This is a genomic window from bacterium, assembly GCA_029210965.1.
Taxonomy (GTDB): Bacteria; BMS3Abin14; BMS3Abin14; order BMS3Abin14; family BMS3Abin14; genus JALHUC01.
Genome location: JARGFZ010000067.1, coordinates 1 through 8530, shown reverse-complemented (window position 1 = coordinate 8530; position 8530 = coordinate 1). Strand labels below are relative to the sequence as shown.

The following is an 8530-nucleotide window of genomic DNA, read 5'->3' as shown; positions in this document are numbered from 1 at the left end:
CTAAGGTTCTCTAAGTTCCCAACCTCAAAGGATAACCCACGGCTTCAAGGTTGGACAGGTCAATTCATTATGTCTAGTGTCTGGAAAAAATTATCAGCGCTAATTAACCAGTCGAAGGGTAGGTTCTAATTTGATAGGGTCGCAAAAAGTCCATTACTGGCTTTTTACTCCTCGGAAAGCGAAAAGTGTCATTTCCGCTTTCCTTACAAATCAATGACTTACACACTCAGTCATTGATTTGGGCGCCCATATGGGGCGCTTTGATGGACTTTTTACGAGTCCATCAGATTTTGCCTCTCAAATACTGTACAAACCCCTATCTGTTGGGCATAGTCCTATTATAAAACAGCAGTTAACCAGAGGAGACAATTTGGATTACAAAATAGAGGCCGTTTACTTCGATCTGGGAGGCGTCTACTACACCGAGGGGTTCCGTGAAGGACTCTTCGCCATCGCCAGGAAGCACAGGGTGGACGAAGAACAGTTCTACCAGACGGCTACTGAGGTTGTATTCACCACCGGTTATGTCAGGGGAGAGGTGCCGGAGGCAATATTCTGGGATCAACTGGCCGAGGCCACCGGCATTGACGAGAGCCTGTTTGCCGAGAGGGGTACCATACTGGAAGCCTTCAAACCTCTCCCGGGAATGCCGGACCTGACAACCAGGATCAGGGGACAGATACCCGTGGGGCTGCTGACAGACCAGTGCAACTGGCTCTACGAACTGGACGAAAGGGACGACCTGCTCACGGCCTTCGACACGGTGGTGAACTCCTATGAGGAAGGCTACACAAAACAGGACATGGAGATATTCCGTTTGGCGTGTGAACGGCTCACCCTTCTACCTGAAGAGCTGGCCTTCTTCGACGACAACCAGGGCAACATTGACAGAGCGAAGGAGTTTGGCCTGAGGGCGTTCCTTTTTGAAGATGCCGCGAGAACCGAAATGATCCTGGCTGCCGAGGGGGTGGAATTACCACCTATTGGCAGAGGTTCCAGGCTCCAGGTTCCAGGTTCCACGGACCAGGATCTGGATTCTTGATCTACCGTGGCTGATATGTCATATATTCTTACCCGGATTCGGATGATCTTGCACGGACAACTTGATGGATTACCTAACGAAACTTTCCCGAATTTCAACCTGGAATTTGGAATGTGGAACATGGAACTCCAATAAAAAAGCCCCACTATAAGGGGCTTTTTTATTGGATGGTGCGAAAGGGGGGAGTCGAACCCCCACAGAGTTGCCTCCACTGGGTCCTGAACCCAGCGCGTCTACCAGTTCCGCCACTTTCGCGCTCGCAGGCAAGTTGGTATCACTTTTGCTAGACTGTCAGTATGCCAGCCACAGCTAATTACAACAGGGAGGAAAACCTTGTCAAGCATATACAGAAAAAAAAGTGAGAAGAATAAAAAGAAAAGGGAAAAGGAATATTCCTTCGATGAGGGAAAGATCGTCAAGTTCCTGTCCGGGGATGCCGCCCGGCCCCTCACTGTCACCGAACTGGGAGAGGAACTGAATATTCCACAGCCGGAACGGCGCTCCCTCAGAGCCACTCTTAACAGACTGGTGGCAGGCGGGAAACTTATCCGCATCAAGGGAGGACGGTTCGTCCAGCCATCAAAGGTTCACCTGGTAACCGGATCTGTTCAGATCACGGGGCAAGGCGATGGTTACGTAACACCCGAAACAGACGGTGAGGAGGTTCGGGTCGCGGCCTCCCTGTTGGGCGGCGCCATGAACAGCGATACGGTGGTGGTCAGGGTTGAACGCCAGGGACACAGGGGCAGAAAGGCCAGCGGCAGGGTTATCAGGATCATAAAGAGAGCCAGGAAAGAGCTCGTCGCTTATTACGAAGAGGATGAGGGGCTGGGAACCGCCCACCCCCAGGATGACAGGATCGGACCGGCTTTCCTTATTCCCCCGGGCATGAGTTCAGGGGCAAAAACAGGCCAGCTTGTGGTGGTTCGTATAACGACATACCCCGAAAAGGGTCGTCTGGGCAGGGGCGAGGTGAAACAGGTCCTGGGGGACCCGAACACATTGGAGACCCAGACCCTTGCGGTGATCCGATCCAAGGAGCTTCCCCACCGTTTCGGAAAGAAGGTCAGCGGGGAAGCTTCCAATCTGCCCAAGGAACCCTCGAAGGAAAATATCATCGGACGAAAGGACTTAAGATCCTTTCCCTTCATCACCATCGACGGGGTCAAGGCGAAAGATTTTGACGACGCATTATTTGCCAGAGCCGCCGGGGACGGTGCCATCGAACTTTACGTATCCATCGCCGACGTCTCCCATTACGTTCAAGCCGGTTCGGCTATCGATGAGGAGGCCCGCAACCGGGGGAACTCGGTCTATTTCCCGGAATCGGTCATCCCTATGCTTCCGGAACGCCTTTCCAACGGCCTTTGCAGCCTCCGGCCCGGGGAAGACAAGCTCTCCTTCACCTGCCAGGTGCGTATCGGCCCGGATGGCAACCCCACACAACACAGCCTCTACGAAAGTGTCATCAAGAGCCAGGCCAGACTTACCTACCGTCAGGTAGAAGACCATCTGACCGGGGGCTCACCTTTGCCGGAAACGCACAACAAGGTTCTCGGCAGCCTCGAACTCCTGGAGGAAGCCTATGGACGCCTGGCGAAAAGACGAGGGCTTCGCAAAAGCCTCGATTTCGACCTCCCCGAACCGGAGGTGGTTCTGAGCATTACAGGTCATGTAGAGAACATATACAGAGCTGTCAGGTACACATCCCATCGTCTCGTGGAGGAGTGTATGCTCCTGGCTAACGAAATAGTGGGAGAGGTGCTCCGGGAGTCGGGGGCAGGGGGGATCTACCGTGTTCACGAACAGCCTACCGCCGATCGCATAAAGGAACTCAACGGACTCCTCGCCTCTCTGGGCTACCAAGTGCCGGTATCGGCCGCCAGATCTGGACCGTTCAGGAATATTCTGGAAAAAGCCAGGGGAACTGGCAAGGAGCGTTTTTTAAACACTGTCATCCTTCGCTCCATGATGCGGGCTCACTACTCTCCGGACCCGGAGGGACACTTCGCTTTGGCACTTGACGATTACGCTCACTTCACCTCTCCTATCAGGCGGTATGCAGACCTTGAAGTCCACAGGATCCTCAAGGGCATCCTGGGCTACAGCCAGCCCTACTCGCCCAGGGACATAACGGCCCTCTGTGAGCACATAAGCGAGACGGAAAAAACTGCGGAAGCAGCCCACAGGGATCTGTTGGCATGGCTGAGAACCAAGTTCATGGAGGACAAGGTGGGACAGACCTTCCGTGGTGTGGTCTCGGCCGTGACCTCTTTCGGCTTTTTCGTCGAACTGGAGGAGTTCTTTATCGAAGGGTTGGTCCACCTCTCGGCCCTTCACGATGATTACTACAGTTTCCACGAAGACCGCCTGATGCTCGTGGGCGAGAACACAGGCACCGTGTTCCTCATTGGAGACCAGGTGACTGTGGAAGTGGCCGATGTCAACCTCGCCAGACGGCACGTGGACTTTAAGCTGACCGGGGAAAAGGGTGAGCGCTGATCGCCGGGTTTATTCGGGAGGTCCAGGATATCCAGAACTGCTTGATCAGATAACAGACCCTCCCGCCAGCTTGAACATAAGGGGGGAGATCATCAGAGAGGATCTTCTTTCGGTGGCTGTCGTCGGGTCACGCAATGCGACACCCTATGGTCGGCACATGGCCCGTATCATTTCAGGGGGCCTTGCCGCCAGCGGGGTGACCGTTGTCAGCGGGCTTGCGAGAGGGATCGACACCGAAGCCCACAGAGCAGCCCTGGACAAAGGAGGAAGAACCCTCGCCGTCCTTGGCTGTGGGCTTGATATCGATTATCCCAGAGGAGCAGGAGAGCTCCGAAGACGGATCATCGCCAGCGGCGCTCTCCTTTCCGAGTTCGATCCCGGCACTCCCCCACTGCCCAGGAACTTCCCATCCCGCAACAGGATCATCAGCGGCCTTTCCCTTGCGGTGGTCGTAGTCCAGGCCAAGGGGCGCAGCGGCTCCCTCATAACCGCGCGATGGGCTCTTGATCAGGGGCGGGAGGTCATGGCAGTACCAGGACGGGCTGATGACCCCCTTTCGGCTGGACCTGTGGTTCTCCTGAGGGACGGTGCGTCGCCGGTGTGTAACTCTGACGACATCCTCCGTGTCCTGGGACTGGACAACATGATCGAAACGGCCTTCGGATCTGGCTGTGATCAGCAGCAAGCGGATCCGGTGCTTCGGGCCCTTAAACCCGGGCCACACCTTCCTGAGGACCTGGTAAAGGTCACAGGGATGCCGCTTCCCCAGGTTCTATCCGAGCTTTCAAAGCTGGAATTGGAAGGACTGGTCATCCGCGATCCGGGAGGGATGTTTGCGTTGAGATAAGGTAGATCGGTGAAGAGTGAAAAGTGAATGGTGAACAGTAGCTACTTCACGACGCAGAACGCGGAACACAGGAGAAGATCTAACACTTTAACGCGATGCTATGAAGAGAAAATGCAGTTATTGATGATCAGTCCTCAGTAGTTAGCTTTGCGCAAATAGTATTGGCCCTTATTCTGCGTTCCGTGTCCTGCGCTCTGCGTTCCGTTTTTTCAAGATTCTAGACCCTGCTTTTTGGTTAATGCTTGACAAAGGTGCTTATAGTCTGGTTTAGAAGCAAACTTAAATCCCGTTGCTTCGCCGATCTGTGAACGGTGCAAAGTGAAAAGCTGGAGTTCCCGTTTACTGTTTACGATCCACTGCTGTTTCCAATTAAGGAAAAAACCTATGGCCAAAGATCTAATAATCGTCGAATCACCTACCAAGGCAAAAACAATCGGAAAGATCCTGGGAAAAGGTTATGACGTTCTTTCCTCCAACGGTCACGTCATCGACCTTCCGACCAAGGAGCTTGCCGTGGACCCCGAAAAGGGGTTCACCCTCAAAAACCTTGTCATCCCAAGCAAGAAAAAGGTTCTCAGTGAGATAACCAAAGCCGCCAGGAATGCCGGACGGGTCCTCCTCGCTACCGACCCGGACCGCGAGGGGGAGGCCATTGGCATCCTGATAAGCGAACACCTCAAACTCCCCGATGACAGGGTCTACAGAGTCCTTTTCCACGAGATAACCAAAAACGGGATACTGAAGGCCCTGGAGGCCCCCGGAAAGCCTGACGACCAGAAGTTTCACGCTCAGCAGGCCCGGCGGGCCATTGATCGTCTGGTCGGGTACAAGCTAAGCCCTGTGCTGTGGAAAAGGATACAGAGAGGCCTTTCGGCAGGACGTGTTCAATCGGTAGCCCTCCGACTCGTGTGTGAGAGGGAGCGGGAGATCCAGGCCTTTATTCCTGAGGATTACTGGCTTGTTCACTCCATATTGGAGGCCGGTCAGCCCCCCGTCGTGAAGGCCAGGGTTGTCTCTATGGACGATGGGGCAACAACCCTGAAAAACGGCCGCATTGCCGACGAAGCCACTGCCACCAGAATCCGGACCGTACTCCAGCAAGAGACCCATATCGTCAGCAACCTGGATGTTAAGGAGGGCAAGAAATCCCCTCCCCCCCCATTCATCACCAGCACCCTGCAGCAGGAAGCAGCCCGAAAACTGGGATTTACTGCCAAGAAAACCATGATGGTAGCCCAGCAGCTTTACGAAGGTATCACCCTGGGTGACAGGGGCACCATGGGGCTCATAACCTATATGCGGACAGACTCTGTGCGCGTCTCCGACCAGGCCCTGGAATCGGCAAGGGAACAGATCGCCCAACGCTTCGGCAAGGAATATGTCCCGGAATCTCCCCGCCGGTACCGCAACCGGAAGGGGGCACAGGATGCCCACGAAGCGGTCAGACCGAGTCAGCCGGACCTGAGACCCGAAGAAGTATTCTCCTACCTTGAAAAGGACCAGGCCAGGCTTTACGAACTCATCTACAAGCGCTTCCTGGCATCCCAGATGGAAAACGCGCGGATCGAGCGGACCAAGGTTCAGATAACGGCTGGCTCTATCGGCCTGTCGGTGTCCGGCCAGAGGGTTCTCTTCCCGGGCTTTACGGCACTTTACGAAGAGGGCCGGGACGACAACAATGACGGAGAGGTCAGCCTTCCGCCGATGACAGTGGGACAGGACCTGAAGCTGATCGAAGTTGATGCCGAAATGAAAACAACCCAACCCCCGCCGCGGTATACGGAAGCCACCCTGGTCAAAACTATGGAGGAAAAGGGGATAGGGCGGCCTAGCACCTATGCGGCTATTCTGGATACGATCAGGAAAAGAAAATATGTCATCATGGAGGACAGGAAAAAGTTCTTCCCAACCTCCCTGGGCATGGGCGTAAACGACTACCTCGTTTCCAGATTCCCCAGATTGGTGGATGTCCAGTTCACGGCTCACCTGGAAGATGAGCTGGATCTTATTGAGGAAGGGGCTAAAACCTACCTCGATGTCTTACAGGCGTTCTACGATCTTTTCGCCACGAATCTTACATCGGTGGAGGAAAAAGACGAGGACTTCACGTGGGGCGAAACTGATCTCAAGTGCCCGGATTGCGGACAATCGCTCATGGTTAAAGTGAGTGGACGTACCGGAGAATTTCTGGCCTGCGGGGGCTATCCAGAGTGCCGTTTCACTTCGGATTTTGAACGTACATCCGACGGGAAGTTCCACCTGGCAAAGAGCGAAGAACGCCCCGAAAAGTGCCCCGAGTGCGACAGCCCCATGAATTTAAAGCAAGGCCCCACAGGGCCTTTCCTGGGGTGCTCCAGTTACCCGGAATGCAAAGGAACCAGACCGCTTACAACCGGCGTGGGCTGTCCCCGAGAGGGATGCGACGGTCAAATGGTGGTTCGCAGGACCCGAAAAGGTAAAACTTTCTTCAGCTGCTCCGCCTATCCGAAATGTGATTTCGCCGTCTGGGATGAACCGGTTCAGACCCCCTGTCCCGCCTGCGAATTCCCCATGATGACACGGCGCTCCACTAAAAAAGGTGACGTTCTGATCTGCGCCGACAAAGAGTGCGGACATAAGGTTCAGGGAGATGAATCTGATTAAGGTTGTCGGCGGCGGCCTGGCCGGCTGCGAAGCAGCCTGGCAGATCGCCCGCAGAGGTTTCCCTGTCCAGCTTTTCGAGATGAAGCCCCAGGTCAGGTCAGCCGCGCACCGGACCGACGACCTGGCGGAACTGGTTTGTAGTAATTCCCTGAAATCCCGGAGGCAAGACCGGGCCAGTGGTCTCCTGAAGGAGGAACTCCGCCTTGCCGGATCACTGCTACTTGAGATCGCGGAGAAGGCATCGATCCCCGGTGGGTCATCCCTGTGCGTAGACCGTCGGGAGTTCGCCCACATGGTGACCGAAGCCCTTAACGGATCGCCGCTTATCGAGTTAATTCGGGAAGAGGTAACGACTATCCCCAAAGAAGGCATTGTCGTTATCGCATCAGGTCCCCTGACATCAGACCCCCTGACCGAATCAATCAGAAACAGTGTGGGCACTGAATCCCTCTTCTTTTACGACGCCATCGCACCCACCATCGAAGCCGACAGTATCTCATGGGATGAGGTGTTCCTCCAGGACCGCTACCAGGACCCCGGTTCGGGAGCCTACGTCAACTGCCCGCTGGACGAGGATCAGTACCAGGCCCTCGTATCGGCCCTGAGGACAGCGGATCCGCTTAAACCCCACGAATTCGAGGATGCACGTTATTTCGAAGCCTGCATGCCCATAGAGGAGCTGGCATCCCGCGGGGACCGGACACTGGCCTACGGTTCCTGGAGGCCTGTAGGACTGACCAACCCGAAAACCGGCAAGCGGCCCCACGCGGTGATCCAGCTGCGTCCCGAGAACAGGGCCGCCACCTCCTACAGCATGGTAGGGTTTCAGACCCGGCTGCTTTTTCCGGACCAGGAGAGGATCTTCAGGACAATCCCCGGCCTCGGGAAAGCCAGTTTCGAAAGATTGGGGACCATCCATCGAAACACATATGTCGACGCCCCATCCCTCCTCGACCGGACACAGAGGCTCCTCAGTGACCCACGGCTATTTTTCTGCGGGCAGATCGCCGGCGTAGAGGGCTATGTGGAATCGATGGCCAGCGGCCTTATAACAGGTCTCAATGTGGCCGCCTTTCTGAAAGACCATCAACCGGTTCCACTGCCTGAGACAACCATGACAGGCGCCATTCTTCAAAAACTCACCAGTACTGAAGGATCTCCCTTTACCCCGGTAAACGCCCAGTTCGGACTGCTGCCCCCATTACCTGACCTCAAGCTGAAGAAGGATGTGAAGCGCCAGAAACTCGCAGAGCGAGCTCTGCAGGATATGAAGGGGTGGCTGGAAGGGCAGAATGTAGAATGTAGAACGTAGAACGCAGAATAAGATCAAGATCTTATGGACGACAATTTATCCAGGACAAACCAAAACAGGGGGTCAGTACCTGGGGAAATCCTATTCTTATAAAGAAATGCATCATCAGATTCAAAGAGTTGTTGTCTTGCCTCTTGCAGGCGCTTTGCCGCTTCATTATCGCTATGGAAACCGAGGATCTGGA

Annotated in this window: 5 protein-coding genes and 1 tRNA gene; 5 read left to right on the top strand and 1 reads right to left on the bottom strand. The window is 54.9% G+C overall.

Annotation, left to right across the window (positions count from 1 at the left end; all coding sequences use genetic code 11):
* Positions 1-370: 370 nt before the first annotated feature.
* Positions 371-1042 carry an HAD family phosphatase gene (locus P1S59_13900; protein ID MDF1527328.1) on the top strand — a complete coding sequence of 224 codons (672 nt, stop codon included), beginning with the start codon at positions 371-373 and terminating at the stop codon, positions 1040-1042.
* Positions 1043-1210: 168 nt separating this feature from the next.
* Here P1S59_13900 and P1S59_13895 read toward each other — a convergent pair.
* Positions 1211-1297, bottom strand: a tRNA-Leu gene (locus P1S59_13895).
* Positions 1298-1375: 78 nt separating this feature from the next.
* Between P1S59_13895 and rnr the strand changes: the two genes are divergently transcribed.
* From rnr to trmFO, 4 genes are all read left to right on the top strand, one after another.
* Positions 1376-3544: a ribonuclease R gene (gene rnr / locus P1S59_13890; protein ID MDF1527327.1), complete on the top strand. Its 2169-nt coding sequence runs from the start codon at positions 1376-1378 to the stop codon at positions 3542-3544.
* Positions 3534-4391 (top strand): DNA-processing protein DprA, encoded by an 858-nt coding sequence (gene dprA / locus P1S59_13885; GenBank protein ID MDF1527326.1) that lies wholly within the window; start codon positions 3534-3536, stop codon positions 4389-4391. Before rnr ends, dprA begins: the two co-directional genes overlap by 11 nt.
* A 384-nt stretch (positions 4392-4775) precedes the next feature.
* Positions 4776-7034 carry a type I DNA topoisomerase gene (gene topA, locus P1S59_13880; GenBank protein MDF1527325.1) on the top strand — a complete coding sequence of 753 codons (2259 nt, stop codon included), beginning with the start codon at positions 4776-4778 and terminating at the stop codon, positions 7032-7034.
* On the top strand, positions 7021-8346 hold the full coding sequence (gene trmFO / locus P1S59_13875; protein ID MDF1527324.1) for a methylenetetrahydrofolate--tRNA-(uracil(54)-C(5))-methyltransferase (FADH(2)-oxidizing) TrmFO: 1326 nt from the start codon (positions 7021-7023) through the stop codon (positions 8344-8346). Before topA ends, trmFO begins: the two co-directional genes overlap by 14 nt.
* The last annotated feature ends 184 nt before the right edge of the window (positions 8347-8530 follow it).

What these genes read in the sequence shown, in the direction of transcription:
- topA (MDF1527325.1), top strand. Translation starts at nt 4,776, where the DNA reads ATGGCCAAAGATCTAATAATCGTCGAATCACCTACCAAGGCAAAAACA.
- trmFO (MDF1527324.1), top strand. Translation starts at nt 7,021, where the DNA reads ATGAATCTGATTAAGGTTGTCGGCGGCGGCCTGGCCGGCTGCGAAGCA.